The sequence below is a fragment of the Streptomyces sp. F63 genome (assembly GCF_018070345.1).
In the GTDB taxonomy this organism is placed as follows: domain Bacteria; phylum Actinomycetota; class Actinomycetes; order Streptomycetales; family Streptomycetaceae; genus Streptomyces.
The window spans coordinates 1-14,720 of the sequence record NZ_JAGPXX010000043.1 but is presented as its reverse complement, the minus strand read 5'-3'; the positions used below and the strand labels follow the sequence as shown (position 1 = coordinate 14,720).

Genomic DNA, 14,720 nt, shown 5'->3' with positions numbered 1-14,720 from the left:
AGTCCGCCGCCATGTACGAGCTGTCCCGGGTCCGCCTCTACTCCATCGGCCCCGCCGGCGCCCGCTACGCCGACACCGTGCTCGACCTGCGCGGCGTCGGCGACCCCGTGGCCGCCCCCGCGCCCGCCCAGGCGGACTTCTTCGAGGAGGAGCCCACCGGGCCGCCGCGCCGCCCGGCCCCCGCCGGAGTGCTCTTCCTGGAGAACGGCGGCGGCAAGTCCGTCCTGCTCAAACTGATCTTCTCCGTGATGCTGCCCGGCCACCGCAACACCCTCGGCGGCGCCAGCTCCGGCGTGCTCCGCAAGTTCCTCCTCGCCGACGACTGCGGGCACGTCGCCCTGGAGTGGATGCACACCCTCACCGGCGAGACCGTCGTCGTCGGCAAGGTCAGCGAGTGGCGCGGCCGCCAGGTCTCCTCCGACCCGCGGAAGTTCGCCGAGGCCTGGTACTCCTTCCGCCCCGGCCCGGGGATGAGCCTGGACTCCCTGCCGGTGGCCGAGTCCACCGCCGTCCGGGCCCCCGCCGAGGGCGTGTCGGGCGCCCGGGGCCGCCGCCGCACGATGAAGGGCTTCCGCGACGCCCTCACCGAGGCGGGCCGGGCCTACCCCAACCTCGACGTCGTCTGGGTGGAGATCCACGAGCGCTGGAACGAGCACCTCGGCGAACTCGGCCTCGACCCCGAACTCTTCCGCTACCAGCGGGAGATGAACGCCGACGAGGGCGAGGCCGCCGGCCTCTTCGCCGTCAGGAACGACGCCGACTTCGCCGACCTGCTCCTGCGCGCCGTGACGGACACCCGCGACACCGACGGCCTCGCCGACCTGGTGCACGGCTTCGCGCACAAGCTCGGCCGGCGCGCCGAACTCACCGCCGAACGGGACTTCACGGCCGGCTCCGTCGACCTGCTCGGCCGGATCACCGAGGCCGCGGCGGAACGGGAGCGCGCCCGCGAGGTGCACGCCGGGGCGGAGCGCCGCGCCCGCACCCTCGTCCGGCGGCTCTCCGCCCGCGCCCGCGAGGAGCGGGGCCGGGCCGCCGAACTGGCCGAGCAGGCCGGCGACGCGGAGCGGTCGGTCGCCGAGGCGGCGCGCGCCCGCGAGCACAGCTCCCTGATCGCCGCCGAACTCGCCTACCGGCACGCCTCCCTGGCCCTCGCCGCCGCCGGGAAGGCGGCGGCCGCGCAGAAGCGGGAACTGGGCGAGGCCCGCACCCTCCTCTCCGCGTGGCAGGCCGCGGAGGCCGTGCTGCGCCACCGGGCCGCCGCCGACCGCTCCGCGCGGGTCGCCGCCGCCATCCGCGAGGCCGAGCGCGACGCCGCCCCGGCTCTCGCGGCCCGGGCGGCCGCCGCCGCCGAACTGGCCGGCGCCCTGGACGCGGCCGTCGAGAGCAGCGAGCGGAACGCGGCCGAGGAGGAGGCCCGGTCGACCGCCCTCCAGAGCGAGGGCGAGACCGCCCACCGCGGCGCCACCGAGGCCGCGACCGCCGCCGAGCGCGCCCGCAGCGAGGCCGAGCATCTGCGGCAGCGGCTCGCCGAGGTCGAACAGGAGACGGCGGAGGCCGTCCGCGCCGGCTGGCTCGACGACGCCGCGCCCGACGCCGATCCGGCGCGCGCCGCGCTCGCCGCCGGAGAGGCCGTGCGCACCGCTGCCGCCGCCGCCGACGCGGCCCGGGACACGGCCCGGCAGGCCGCCGACCGGGCCCGGGAGGCCGCGGTCGAGGAGACCCGCGCCGACCTGGCCGCGTCCCGCGCCGGGGACGCCGCCCGCGCGGCGGAGACCGCGCACGCCGCCGAGCGCCGCACGGCCGCCGCCATCGCCGCGGAGCCCCGCCTCGCCGAACTGCTGAGCCTGCCGGGGCCCGGCCCGGCGCCCGTCCCGGACCCCGGCTCCGCGGCCGGCCGCACCCCGGGTGCGGCGGCCGGCGGCGGGCCCGGGGCGTCCGGCGGCGTGGGCCCGGCCGCCGTCCCCGCCCCGCGCGGCGCCGCCCCGGACCGCCCCGGCGCGGCCCACGCGGCCGGCGGCTCCCGCCCCGGCGCGCGTGCCCAGGCGGCCATCCCGCACCCGGGCGGCCCCGAGGACCCGCACCCGGGCACCGGGGACCGGGGACCGGTGCCCGGCGGCACGACCCGCTCCGAAGACCCCCGGGGCGTCAACCCGTCCGCGGCCGGGGCGAGTCCGGGTGAACCGGCGGACGGCGGCCGGGCCGTGGCGCCGGGCGGGGCCGGCCCGTCCGGCGGCAGGCCGCAGGGAGAGACGGCGGCCGGCGGCACGGCGGCATCCCGCCCCCCGGAGGACCCCGGGCAGGACCGGGAGACCGCCGCCGCGGCCGGGGCGGCCGGGCATCCGGCGGAAACCGGGACCGGCGGAACGGCCGCGGCGACGGGCACCGGCACGGAAACCGCGGCCACCACCGGTACCGGCAGCGACTCCGGTGCCGACTTCGGTGCCGACTCCGGTACCGACCTCGGCGCCGGGGAGGGCACGCGCCCCGCCCACCCCGCACCGCCCGCCGCCGACGGCCCCCTGACCGTCGAGGAACTGGACCGCTGCGCCGAGGCCCTGCGCGATCTGCTCGACCGCGGAGTCGCCTCCGCCGAGCGGCAGCTGTTCGAGCTGAGGACGGCCGCGGCCGACGACGCCCGCATCCTCGGCGCCCTCGGCGACGGCGGGCTCCTGCCGCCCGGCCCCGACGTTCTGGCCACCGTCGAGTACCTCGGTGAACACGGCATTCCCGCCCTGCCCGGCTGGCGCTACCTCGCCCGGGCCGTGGCTCCCGAGGACCACGCCACGGTGCTCGCGGCCCGCCCGGAGCTCGTCGACGGCGTCGTCATCACCGACCCCGCCACCCACGCCCGCGCCCGCGAGGTCCTCGCGGGCGCCGCGCTGCTGCCCCGCTCGGCCGTGGCCGTCGGCACCGCCGCCGCGCTGCTCGCCCCGCCCCCGCAGGGCGGGCCGGGGAGCGGGCCGGACGGGGAGGTCTTCCTCGTCCCGCCGAACCCGGCCATGCACGACGAGCACGCCGCCGACGACGAGCGCCGGGCCCGCCGGGCCCGCGCCGCCGCCCGCGACGAGGAGATCCGCACCCTGTCGGCCCGGCTGGCGGGGGACCGCGCGCTGGCCGCCCGGATCGCCGCCTGGCGCACCGACTGCCCGCCCGGCCGGCTCACCGAACTCGCGGACGCGGCCCGCTCGGCGCACGAGGCGGCCGGGGCCGCCCGCCGGCGGCTCGCCGAGGCCGGGACCGCGCGCGCCGAGGCGGAGGAGGCAGCCGCCGAGGCCGCCGCGGCGCGCGACGAACGGCAGGAGGCGGCGCAGCGCGCCCGCCGCACCGCCGACGCCCTGTCCGGTCTCGCCTTCCGGCTGCGGGAACGGGCGCGCTGGCAGAGCCGGCTGCGGGAGACGGCGGACGAGACCGCCGAGGCCGAGGCCCGCGCCACGGCGTGCTGGGAGCGTGCCCGGGCCGCGGACGAGGACCGCCGGGCCGCCCAGCGCGCCGCCGACGACGCCCGGCGCACCGCCCGCACCCTGCGCGCCGAGCGGTCCGAGATCGCCGGTGTCGCCGAGGACGCGGCCCGCGAGGGGCGGCGCGCCGCCGAGGCCCGCGGCACCGCCCTGCCCGATCTGCGCGAGGCGTACCGGGCCGCCTCCCGGCTCTACGAGAAGGTCGGTGTCGGTGCCGACCTCCGCGCCGAGCAGGCCCGCGCGGAGAGCGACGAGAGCGCGGCCCGCGCCGAACTCGACCGGCTCACCAACAAGGTCCGCAACCGCGCCGCCCAGCTCCTGGAGAGCACCGACGGCGCCGACGGACCGTCGCGCCAGGCGGCCGCCGCCCGGGCGGAGTCCCGGGTGCAGCTGCTGGAGTCGCGTGCCTCGGCCGCGAGCGAACAACTCGGCCGCTACCGGGGCGAGGCCGAGCGGCTCGCCCCGCCGCCGGGCCCCGGCGGGCAGCCCGGGGAGGCCTACACGGAGCTGCCCGCGGAGCTGGTCCCCGGCGACGCCGAGCAGGCCAAGGACCTGCTGCGCACCGCCACCGCCGAGCGCGCCGAGCGTGAGGACGCGTGGGAGACGGCCCGCGCCGCCCACGCCGGACTGCTGCGCGCGCACCGCTCCGCCGAGGAGGCGGCGAGCGGCTTCGACGACACGGCCGCGCTCCTGCGCGACCTGCTGCGCGAGCCGGACCGGGCGGGCGAGCAGGACGGCGGGGAACCGCCCGCGCCGTATCCGGGCGGCCCGGAGGAGGCCCGGCAGGCCGCCGCCGGGGCGCGGCGGTCGTTGCGCGGCTGTGCCGCCGACCTCTCCGCCGCCGAGGCCGCGGTCCGCGAGGCGAGCGACATCCTCGTGCGGCACGCCAACGCCGTCCGTTACGAGCAGGTCCGCACCCCCGCCCGCCAGCAGATCAGGGAGCTGCCCGCCGCCGCCCTCGCCGAGCACGCCGCGGCCTGGCGGGAGGCGTTCGCACCGCGGCTGCGGGTCCTCACCGACGAGCTGGAGCAGCTGGAGCGGAACCGGGACAGCATCGTCGACCGGCTGCGCGGCCTGGTGGAGGCCTCGCTGGCCACCCTGCGCTCGGCGCAGCGGCTGTCCAGGCTTCCCGGCGGGCTGGGGGAGTGGTCGGGCCAGGAGTTCCTCCGCATCCGGTTCGAGGAGCCCGATCAGGCGACGCTCAGCGAGCGGCTGGGCGAGGTGATCGACGAGGCCACCCGCGGCGCGGTGCGGAAGAACTCCGACCTGCGCCGGGACGGCATGACCCTGCTGCTGCGCGGGGTCGCGGCGGCCCTCCGGCCGCGCGGCGTCGCCGTGGAGATCCTCAAGCCGGACGCGGTGCTGCGGGCCGAGCGCGTCCCCGTGGGCCAGATGGGAGACGTCTTCTCCGGCGGCCAGCTGCTCACCGCCGCCATCGCGCTCTACTGCACGATGGCCGCCCTCCGCAGCAACGACCGCGGCCGCGACCGGCACCGGCACGCGGGCACGCTCTTCCTCGACAACCCGATCGGCCGGGCCAACGCCACCTATCTGCTGGAGCTGCAGCGGGCGGTGGCGGACGCCCTCGGGGTGCAGCTGCTCTACACCACCGGGCTGTTCGACACCACGGCGCTGGCGGAGTTCCCCCTGGTGATCCGGCTGCGGAACGACGCGGATCTGCGGGCCGGGCTGAAGTACATCCGGGTGGAGGAGCATCTGCGCCCCGGGCTGCCCCGGCAGGACGCCGACGGCGCGGTGCACGGGGAGATCAGCGCCACCCGGATGTTCCGCCGCCCGCCCGAGCCCGCGGGCGCGGGAGACGCGGGAGACGGGGAAGCGGAGGGGCCGGAACGGGCGCCGTCCGGGAACCGCGGCGGCCGGCCGGCCCGGGAGCAGCGGGAGTCCCTCCCCGAGACGTGACGGGGGCGGAGCGGCGGCCGCGCGCACGGCCGGGGCCGCGTGGGGGTCCGGCGGCTGCCGGGCGGTGCCGGGGAGGCCGGTGGGGGAGTGCGGACGGCGGCAGGGCCCTCCCGGGCCGGCCCGGAGACCGCCCCGGGAAGGTCAGACGGAGGACAGCCGGCGCCCGGCCGGCCGGGCGGAGCGGGCGGCCTTGCCGGAGTCCCGGGCCGCTTCCCGCGCGGCGGCCCGGGCCTCGCGCCGGGCCCGCCGCCGCTCGCGCCGCAGGGCCCGGGCGGTGCTGCTCGGCACGGACACGACCCCGTGCCGCTGGTTCCAGACCTGCCGGGTGATCCAGACGTCGAGGACGCTCCAGGTGGCGGCGATGGTCATGGCCACGGTGGCGAGGACGGCGGGCAGGGCCGCCCATACCGCCGCCATGGTGCAGAAGAAGGCGATCATGGCCGCGATCAGGGTCACGGCCACGATGATGCCCGCCCGTACCGCGGCCCTCCGGACCGGTCCGGGCAGCGGGGGGCGGATTGCCGGTTCGACCGTCCAGAGCGTGCCGGCGCCGGGCGCGTCGAAGGACGCCTCCGCCGGGATGACGTGATCCCGCGCCTCATGCGGAGGTTCCGTGCTGCCCTCGGTCGGATGGTGTGCCTGCGTGTCCATCAAATCTTCACTTCCCCGCGGGTGTCCGTGCCGGGCCGGGGACGGGAGTCCCGGCATCGGTCGGCTGCCCGCCGTGCGCCGTTCCGAAAACCGGAGTGGGGGAGAAATCCGCTTCCGCCCCACCCCCGGATCACGACCGGGGCGGGGCGGAGGTTCCCGGGCTCATCGCTTTCCGGCCAACATGTTCCCGTTGGGCGGGTGTTGGCCGCTGTTGCCTGCGTGGACGCCCGCTGTGTGATGTCCTGGAATCGTCCGACAGTTCCGGGCCGGGCCGTGATCGGTACGCGCGCGGATCCCCGGACTGGTCTTCGAGTTGTCACCCTCGCAGTAGTAGGCTCACGCCGTTTGCGGACGGAATACGGAACAGCACCTCCGGCGAGCCGGGGTTGACAAATGGGGGAGGCCATGCGCTTTCGCGGGACATCGATCCGCAGGAAGATCGTGGCGCTGCTGCTGGTGCCATTGGTGTCCCTGGTGTCGGCCTGGGCCCTGGCCACGGTATTCACCGCCGGCCAGGCCAAGCGCCTGCTGGACCTCAGCCCGCTGACGGGCACGGTCGGCGTCCCCGCCGAGCAGCTCGCGCAGGAGCTGCAGCGGGAGCGCCGGCAGACCCTCGTCTACCTCGCCGACCCGCGCAGCGCCGACACCCTGGCCCGGTTGCACAGTTCGGAGAGCGCCACCGACGAGGCGCTGAACACCTTCCGCGGCGTCCTGGTCACCGAAGGCGTGCACGAGAAGATCGGCGACAACGCCGGGGCCCGGGACCGGCTGCACGACCTGGAGGACGAGCTGGAAGGTCTCGACAGCGTCCGGCGCAGGGCCCAGGAGGGCACGCTCGCCCCCGCCGAGGCCTTCGCCACGTACAACGAACTCGTCGACTCCTGCCACGAACTGCTGCTCACCCTGAACCCCTACGCCTTCAACGAGCCGGAGCTCGACCAGGAGGGAGGCGCCAACGTCGGCACCATCCGCGCCCGCGAGGCCCTGGCCCGCGAGGACTCGCTGCTCGCGGCCGCGCTCGCCGCCGGCACCCTGTCCGAGGGCGATCTGCGGATGTTCGCCGACCGCGTGGCCGACCGGAAGCTCCTCTACCGCCTCCACCTCCCGCAGCTTCCCGCCGCGGAGCGCGAGCGCTACGAGAAGTTCTGGACCGGTTCCGAGACCGCCGAACTGCGCGCCACCGAGGAGAAACTGATCGCCGAGGGCCCGGAGGGGCTGGAGAACGTCAACGCCGAACGGTGGCAGTCCGCCGCCGAGACCGCACTGGCCGATCTCGCCGGGATGGGCATCGAGGCCATCGGCCGCTACCAGGAGCGGGTCGAGCCGCACGGCACCCGCTTCCTGCTGCAGGCGGCGTCGGTGGCCGTGCTCGGCTTCCTGCTGGTGGTCGCCTCCATCGCCATCTCCTTCCGCATCGGCCGCAGCCTCGCCCACGACCTCAGCAGGCTCCGCAAGGACGCCCACGAGATGTCCGGCGTCCGGCTGCCCGCCGTCATGCGCCGGCTCGCTGCCGGGGAGCACGTCGACGTCGAGGCCGAGGCGCCCCGGCGGGAATACGGCCAGGACGAGATCGGGCAGGTCGGCCAGGCCCTCAACACCCTGCAGCGGGCCGCCGTCGAGGCGGCCGTCAGACAGTCCGACATGCGCCGCGGCGTCTCCGAGGTCTTCGTCAACCTCGCCCGCCGCAGCCAGGTGCTGCTCCACCGGCAGCTCAGCCTGCTCGACACCATGGAGCGCCGCACCCAGGACGCCGACGAGCTCGCCGACCTGTTCAAACTCGACCACCTCACCACCCGCATGCGCCGCCACGCCGAGGGCCTCGTCATCCTCTCCGGGGCCGCCTCCTCCCGGCAGTGGCGCAGGCCCGTCCAGCTCATGGACGTGGTCCGGGCGGCCGTCGCGGAGGTCGAGGACTACGAGCGCATCGAGGTGCGCCGGCTGCCGCGGCTGGCGGTCGCCGGCCCGGCGGTCGCCGACCTCACGCACCTCGTCGCCGAACTGCTGGAGAACGCCACGGTGTTCTCGCCCCCGCACACCGCCGTCCAGGTGCACGGCGAGCGGGTCGCCAACGGCTTCACTCTGGAGATCCACGACCGCGGTCTCGGCATGACACCGGAGGCGCTGCTCGACGCCAACCTCCGCCTGGCCGAGACCCCCGAGTTCGAGCTGTCGGACACCGACCGCCTCGGTCTCTTCGTCGTCAGCCGGCTCGCCCAGCGGCAGGGGGTCCGGGTCTCCCTCCAGACCTCCCCGTACGGCGGCACCACGGCGGTCGTGTTCATTCCGGCCACCCTGCTCACCGAGAAGGCGCCCGAGGGCCGGGGCGGTTCGGAGGACACCGCCGAGGTCGCGGCCCCGGGCGGCAGGCTCGCGGCTCTCGCGCAGGTGCCCGTCCCCCTGGGCGGTCCCTCGCGGCGCGGCATGCCGGCCCTGGACGGCCCCGTCGAACTGGAGGGTCCGGACGCCGCGGAGGACGAGACCGACCACGAGGGGCTGCTCTTCCGCGCCCGCCGGCACGGCGGCCGGGAGGGTTCCGCCGGCCGCGCGGACCACGGCGGGAGGGACCGGTCCGGTTCCGCCGCCCCGGCCGCGGAGCAGCACCAGCAGGCGCGCGACGGCGACACCGCGGGCCCGGAGACCACCCGTTCCGTGCCGCGGCCCCGCCGCGGCACCCCGGTCCTGGTCTCCGACCACGGACAGCCCGTCGACGCCGCCCGCCGCACCCCGCCCCCGGACGGGGAGGACGGGCCCGGTGCCCGGGCCGGCGGCCCCGGCGGACTGCCCCGGCGTGTCCGGCAGGCGAGCCTCGCACCCCAGCTCAAGGCGGAGCACGGACCCCGGTCCGAGCCGCCGGAGACAGCGGACCCGGAGCCCGACCGCGACGCCGAGGAGGTGCGGGCCCGGATGGCCTCGCTCCAGCGCGGCTGGCAGCGCGGCCGGGAGCACCACGGTGACGACACCGGCACCGGAACCACCGGGGACACAGCACCAGGAACGACACATGAGGGGAACGGTCGATGACCTCACCGCAGGCCATGGGACGCAACGGCGCACGGGGCGGAGCGGGCGAGCTGAGCTGGCTCCTCGACGAGCTGGTGGAGCGCGTCGGCAGCATCCGGAAGGCCCTGGTGCTGTCCCGTGACGGACTGCCGACCGGTACCTCCCAGGACCTGAGCCGCGAGGACGGCGAGCACCTGGCGGCCGTCGCCTCCGGGTTCCACAGCCTGGCCAGGGGTGTGGGCCGGCACTTCGAGGCGGGCCGGGTCCGGCAGACCGTCGTCGAGCTGGACGGTGCCTTCCTCTTCGTCACCGCGGCGGGCGACGGCAGTTGCCTCGCGGTGCTGGCGGACGCGGACTCCGATGTGGGCCAGATCGCATACGAGATGACTCTGCTGGTCAAGCGGGTGGGCGCGCACCTCGGTACCGCCCCGCGCGAAGACCTGGCCGGCGGAGGGTGACGGGGGGTGGCATGAGCGAAGACGGCCAGGGGGAAGGGCACTGGTTCGACGACGAGGCCGGACCGGTCGTACGGCCGTACGCGATGACCCGCGGACGCACCCGCAGCGCGGCGGAGGACAAGCTCGACCTGATCGCCGTCGTCGTCGCCCGGGACCGGGGGGCGGCGGACCTCTACGCGGGTCACTCCGCCGTCGACCACACGCTCTCACCCGAGCACATCGACATCGTCGAACGGTGCCGGGAGGTCCCGCAGTCCGTGGCCGAGCTCTCCGCCGATCTCGACCTGCCGGTGGGGGTCGTACGGGTGCTCATCGGCGACCTCATCGACGGGGACCTGGTCCGGGTGTCCCGCCCGGTGCCCCCGGCGGAGCTGCCGGACGAGAGCATCCTGCGCGACGTGATCGCCGGCCTCCGGGCCCTCTGACACCGGCCCGCCGCCGGCCCCTCCGCGCGGAGCGGGGGGCCGGCGGCCGGCCCGCGGCCCTCCGGGGCCGGCCGCGCCGCCGTCGTCAGTCGTGCGGCACCACGGCGACCGGCGCGGACACGTGGTGCAGCACCGCGTGGGCCACCGAACCGAGCCGCGGCCCGATGTGCAGCGCGGAGGTGCGCCGCCGGCCGACCACGACCAGACTCGCGTCCGCGGCCGCCTCGACCAGCTCCCGCCCGGCGCTCCCCATCGGCACGCCCGGCACGACCTCGACGCCGGGGTGCGCCTCCCGCCACGGCCGGAGCAGGGCGTCCAGCGTCTCGGACCGCTCCCGGGCCAGCTCCTCGGGGCTGGGCTCCAGGTTCATCCCGGCCGCGGCCGTCGGCTCGTACCGGAGAGCGGGGGCCGGGGCCCAGGCGCTCACCACGCGCAGCGGGACGCCGCGCCGCTCGGCGGCGTCGAAGGCGAACTCCACCAGGGCGTCGTCCGGGTGCCGGACGTCCCAGCCCAGCACCACCTCGCGGCCCTCGGGTGCCGGCGCGGCCGCCCCCGGGGCACCGGTGCCGGACGCGGCGGCCCGTACCAGCACCACCGGCTTCGCGGCCCGCGCGACGGTGGCCATGGCGACGGAGCCGAGGAGGAAGCCGGCCATGCCGCTCAGCCCGCGGGATCCCAGGACCAGCAGGCCGGCCTCGTCGCAGGCGCCCAGCAGGGCGTGTACCGGGTCCTGGTCCACGATGTGCCCGGTGGTCACCGGCAGTCCGGGGTGGCGCTGCTCCAGGGCCTCCCGGCTCTCCCGGAGCAGCTTCTCCTCCCAGTGGTGGGCGTCGACACCGCCGGGCGGGGCCGGCGGCGCCGGCGGCCGGACGTGGACCAGCCGCAGCGGCAGCTTCCGCCGGAGCGCTTCTCCGGCGGCCCATTCGGCGGCGGCGAGGCTCTCGGGCGAACCGTCGAGTCCGACCGTGACGGGGTGGTTCATGCCGACTCCTCCAGAGGATCCGTGTGGGGCGCCGCGGGCGCCGGCGGGGCCGGGGGGTCCCGGCTCCGTGTGATCAGTTTCCGGCGGGCGGGAGCCGCCCGAACAGGGACTGTGGTCCCGTCCTGCGGCCGGAGGGTCCCGGACGACGGCCCTGCTCGCGGCCGGTGAACCGGGTACCGCCCGCCGGCCCGCCGGACGGCGGAAGCCCGCCGTCCGGGGGAGCGTACCCCGCCGGACGGCGCCGCTCACGGGAACGCCCGGGTGTCCCCGTCCGCGCGGGGGGCCGTTCCCGTTCCCCGCCGTCCCGGCCGTCCGCACGTTTCGCCGGCGGTGCCCGGGGCGGACCCGGCCGGAGGTGTGATCCCCGCCCGGGGCCGGTTACACCGTCCGGATCGGGGGACTCGTCGGGCCGGACCCGGCCGCCCCCGGTTCCGCGGGCCGTACCGCTCACCTTCCGGAGGTCCCATGAACGGCATCGTCACCGCGGGCCTCGACGGTTCCCCCGAGAGCGCCGCCGCCGCCGAATGGGCGGCCCGCGAGGCGCTGCTCCGCGGGGTGCCGCTGCGGCTGGTGCACGCCCGGGAGAAGGAGCCGCACCTCGTCCAGGCCCCCTTCGTCGGCACCGAGACCCAGCACGAGTGGACCGGCGGCATCCCGGACGAGGCGGTCACCGCGCTCCGGGAGCGCCACCCCGGCCTGGAGATCACCGCCGAGGACGTCACCGGCCGGCCGAGGGAGGTGCTGCAGGGCATCGCGCGCTCCGCGGACCTGCTGGTCCTGGGCTCCCGGGGGCTCGGCGGCGTCGCCGGGTTCCTGGTCGGCTCCGTGGCGCTGGCCACCGTGGCGCACGCCACCCGGCCCACCGTGCTCGTGCGGGCCGGGGAGGCGGCGGGGGACGGCCACCGGGCCGGTCCGGACGGCCACTCCGCGACCCCGGCCCCGTTCCGGGACGTGGTCCTCGGCCTGGACCTCCACCAGCCCTGCGACGCTCTGATCCGCTTCGCCTTCGAGGCCGCCGCCCGGCGCGCCGCCCGGCTCCGGGTCGTGCACAGCTACCGGCTGCCGCCTGCCGAGACCTGGGGCAGCAGGCCGGCCGCCGGCGCCTACCCGCCCACCACGGCCGACCTCGTGCCCACCGCGGCGGACTTCTCCCGGTATGAGGAACGGGCGCTGACCGCCGCCCTGGCCCCCTGGCGGGCCGACTTCCCCGAGGTGGAGGTGGCCGAGGAGTGCGGGGTGGGGGGCGCCGCCCACCATCTGACGCAGGCGTCGGCCGAGGCCTCACTGGTCGTCGTCGGCCGCCGGATACGGCGCTCCCCGCTGGGTACCCACATCGGGGCCGTGGCCCACGCGCTGCTGCACCATTCGGCGGCACCCGTCGCCGTCGTCCCGCACGACTGAGGCGCGCGGGCCCGCCCCGGACCGTGCACGGCCTTCCCCATCTCTGACGCGCCGTCATGGTGCGGGCGCGGATGCGCCGGCGGCCGGACCGGGACCATCGGTCCCGGCCATGCACCGCTCGGCACTGGGCCCCGTCCCCGCGGGTCCCCGATGCTGGACGTACGACGGCGGAGGAACCCATCATGCGAGCACGCGTCTTCCACGGTCCCGGCCGTTCCTCCGGGGAGACCGGCCCGGGCCCGGCATCCAGCAGGCGCGTGATCCCCGAGACCGGAGCCCCGAAGGCCGTCATCAACCGGAGCTGACGGCGACGGCCCTGGACCGCGCCGCCCCGCCCCGCGCCCGCCCCCGCCTCACCGCAGAGGAGAGCACCATGCCCACCGAGACCCCCCACATCGTGAGCGATGTGATGACACAGACGGTCGTCGCCATCGGCCGCGGCGCCTCCTTCAAGGAGATCGTCCGGATGCTGACGGAGTGGAAGGTCAGTGCCATGCCGGTGCTCGCGGGCGAGTCGCGGGTCGTCGGCGTGGTCTCGGAGGCGGACCTCCTGCCCAAGGAGGAGTTCCGGGACAGCGACCCCAGCCGGCGGGAGCAGATGCGGCGTCTGCCCGACCTCGCCAAGGCCGGGGCGACGACCGCCGAGGAGCTGATGAGCGCGCCGCCCGTCACCGTACGGGCGGACGCCACGCTCTCCGAGGCGGCGCGCGTCATGGCCGTCGAGCACGTCAAGCGGCTGCCCGTGGTGGACGCCGACGGGCGGCTGCAGGGCCTGGTGAGCCGGGCCGATCTGCTGAAGGTGTTCCTGCGGAAGGACGAGGACATCGAGGAGGAGGTGCGGCGCACCGTCACCTCGTACCTCTTCCCGGACCCCGAGGCGCCGGTGCGGGTCTCGGTGAAGGACGGCGTGGTCACCCTCAGCGGCAGGATCAAGGACACCTCGCTGGTGCCGGTGGCCGCGCGGCTGGCCCGTGCGGTGGAGGGGGTCGTCGGGGTCGAGTGCGAGCTGATCCGGGCGGTCGGCGGCCCCGCGGACTGAACCGCCGCCCCGGCACGGGGCCGGGAGGACCGGAGACACGGCCGGGGCGCCGCACGGGGCCCCGCTGCGGCACCCCGTCACCGGCTCCGGCGCCCCGCCGCACGGCCGTGCCCCGGCTCTGGGCCGCACCGGGCGCGGCCGGACCCGTCGCACCGGGCCCGCCGTGCCGGGCCCGTGGCCGGAATTCCGTGCGCCGCGCGGTGGTCCCCTGGGACGGCCGGGGGCGGGGGTGGCAGGGTGGCCGCGAGGGACGGAACCGGGCGAGGGAGGGAAAAGATGATGGACCGTCATGTGGTGGCCGGGATCGACGGTTCGCGGCCGGGCCTGGCGGCGGCCGAGTGGGCCGCGGCCGAGGCGGAGGCGCGGGGGACCGCACTCCGCCTCGTCCACGTGGCACCGCCGGAACCGGTGGGACGGCCGGCGCCGCGCGGCGCGGACGCCTGGCGGCTGGGCGCGGAGCGCATGGTGCGCGGGGCGGTCGCGGAGATCACCCGGCGCCGCCCGGACCTGGACGTCGTCGGTGAACAGGCCACCGGCGCCCCCGCCGCCGCCCTGGCCGCCGCCTGCGCGTCCGCCGCGCCGCTGGTACTCGGCACGCGCGGACTGGGCGGGTTCGAGGGGCTGGCGCTCGGATCGGTGGCCCTGGAACTGGCCGGCCGGGCACCCTGCCCGGTGGTGCTCGTGCCCGCGGCACGGGCCGGTGAGGAGAAGGAACCCGAGGTCGTCCTCGGCCTCGACGCGCGCCGGCCCGCCGCCGGCGCCCTGCGCTACGCCTTCGAGACGGCGCGGCGGCGCGGCGCCCGGCTGCGCGCGGTGCACGCCTGGAGCCTGCCCGCGCCGTACGCGGCGCCCTGGGCCCCGTACGAGGTGCTGGAGGAAGAGCGAGGGGCCTGGGAGGACCAGGAGGTGCAGCTTCTCGACGACGCGCTGCACCGCTGGCGGGAGGAGTACCCCGCGGTGCCCGTCCTCGCGGACGTGCGGCTGTTCTCCCCGGCCGAAGCCCTGGTGAAGGCGTCGGCGGGGGCCGGGCTGGTGGTTGCCGGACGCGGCGGCGGACCGGGCGTGGCGCTGGGCGGCGTGCCGCACGCGGTCGCCCACCACGCCCGCTGCCCCGTCGCCCTGGTGCCGGACAGCTGACCCACGGGCCCCGTGCCCCGGTACCCGCGCCCCTCACGGACGCGCCGACGCGGCGGACCGGCCGCCGGGGCCGGGCCTCCGCGGAGTGCGGGCCGAGCACATCCCCGCCCGGGCCCGCACGCCGGGTGCGGTGCCCCGGCCGGCCGACGGGGAGCCCGGCCGAAGCCCGGCGGGCCGGTGCCGCGCCGGCGAGGTCGCACGGGACCACGGAGGCGGGGGGGGGGCGCCCCCGCCCCCCCCCCCCCC

The 14,720-nt window shown here is 77.6% G+C and carries 9 protein-coding genes; 7 read left to right on the top strand and 2 right to left on the bottom strand.

Features of this window, described 5'->3' with window-relative positions:
* The first annotated feature begins 11 nt into the window (after window positions 1–11).
* Window positions 12–5,381, top strand: coding sequence for a hypothetical protein (locus tag KBZ10_RS27150; protein ID WP_247703063.1), 5,370 nt, complete (start codon window positions 12–14; stop codon window positions 5,379–5,381).
* A 141-nt stretch (window positions 5,382–5,522) separates the two neighbouring features.
* Here KBZ10_RS27150 and KBZ10_RS29895 read toward each other — a convergent pair whose 3' ends face one another.
* Entirely contained in the window at window positions 5,523–6,032 is a 510-nt protein-coding gene (locus KBZ10_RS29895; RefSeq protein ID WP_247703062.1) for a hypothetical protein, read from the bottom strand.
* Between the two features lie 405 nt (window positions 6,033–6,437).
* Between KBZ10_RS29895 and KBZ10_RS27140 the strand changes: the two genes are divergently transcribed.
* The 3 genes from KBZ10_RS27140 to KBZ10_RS27130 are packed head-to-tail and all read left to right on the top strand — an operon-like array spanning window position 6,438 to window position 9,915.
* Complete coding sequence (locus tag KBZ10_RS27140) at window positions 6,438–9,053, top strand: nitrate- and nitrite sensing domain-containing protein (protein ID WP_210990384.1); 2,616 nt, start codon at window positions 6,438–6,440, stop codon at window positions 9,051–9,053.
* The gene (locus tag KBZ10_RS27135; protein WP_210990383.1) at window positions 9,050–9,490 is read left to right on the top strand and encodes a roadblock/LC7 domain-containing protein; all 441 of its coding nucleotides are present in this window, start codon (window positions 9,050–9,052) and stop codon (window positions 9,488–9,490) included. The genes KBZ10_RS27140 and KBZ10_RS27135 overlap by 4 nt, the downstream gene beginning before the upstream one ends.
* Before the next feature lie 11 nt (window positions 9,491–9,501).
* Window positions 9,502–9,915, top strand: a complete 414-nt coding sequence (locus tag KBZ10_RS27130; protein ID WP_210990382.1) for a DUF742 domain-containing protein — start codon at window positions 9,502–9,504, stop codon at window positions 9,913–9,915.
* 85 nt (window positions 9,916–10,000) lie between these two features.
* On the opposite strand, the gene KBZ10_RS27125 is transcribed toward KBZ10_RS27130, so the two are convergent.
* Window positions 10,001–10,897: a universal stress protein gene (locus KBZ10_RS27125; protein ID WP_210990381.1), complete on the bottom strand. Its 897-nt coding sequence runs from the start codon at window positions 10,895–10,897 to the stop codon at window positions 10,001–10,003.
* A 465-nt stretch (window positions 10,898–11,362) separates the two neighbouring features.
* On the opposite strand from KBZ10_RS27125, the gene KBZ10_RS27120 reads away from it, so the two are divergent.
* The 3 genes from KBZ10_RS27120 to KBZ10_RS27110 all read left to right on the top strand — a co-directional run bounded on the left by KBZ10_RS27120 (window position 11,363) and on the right by KBZ10_RS27110 (window position 14,474).
* Complete coding sequence (locus KBZ10_RS27120) at window positions 11,363–12,298, top strand: universal stress protein (RefSeq protein ID WP_210990380.1); 936 nt, start codon at window positions 11,363–11,365, stop codon at window positions 12,296–12,298.
* 373 nt (window positions 12,299–12,671) lie between these two features.
* Window positions 12,672–13,337, top strand: a complete 666-nt coding sequence (locus tag KBZ10_RS27115) for a CBS domain-containing protein (RefSeq protein WP_210990379.1) — start codon at window positions 12,672–12,674, stop codon at window positions 13,335–13,337.
* 276 nt (window positions 13,338–13,613) lie between these two features.
* Window positions 13,614–14,474: a universal stress protein gene (locus KBZ10_RS27110; RefSeq protein WP_247703061.1), complete on the top strand. Its 861-nt coding sequence runs from the start codon at window positions 13,614–13,616 to the stop codon at window positions 14,472–14,474.
* Window positions 14,475–14,720: the final 246 nt, after the last annotated feature.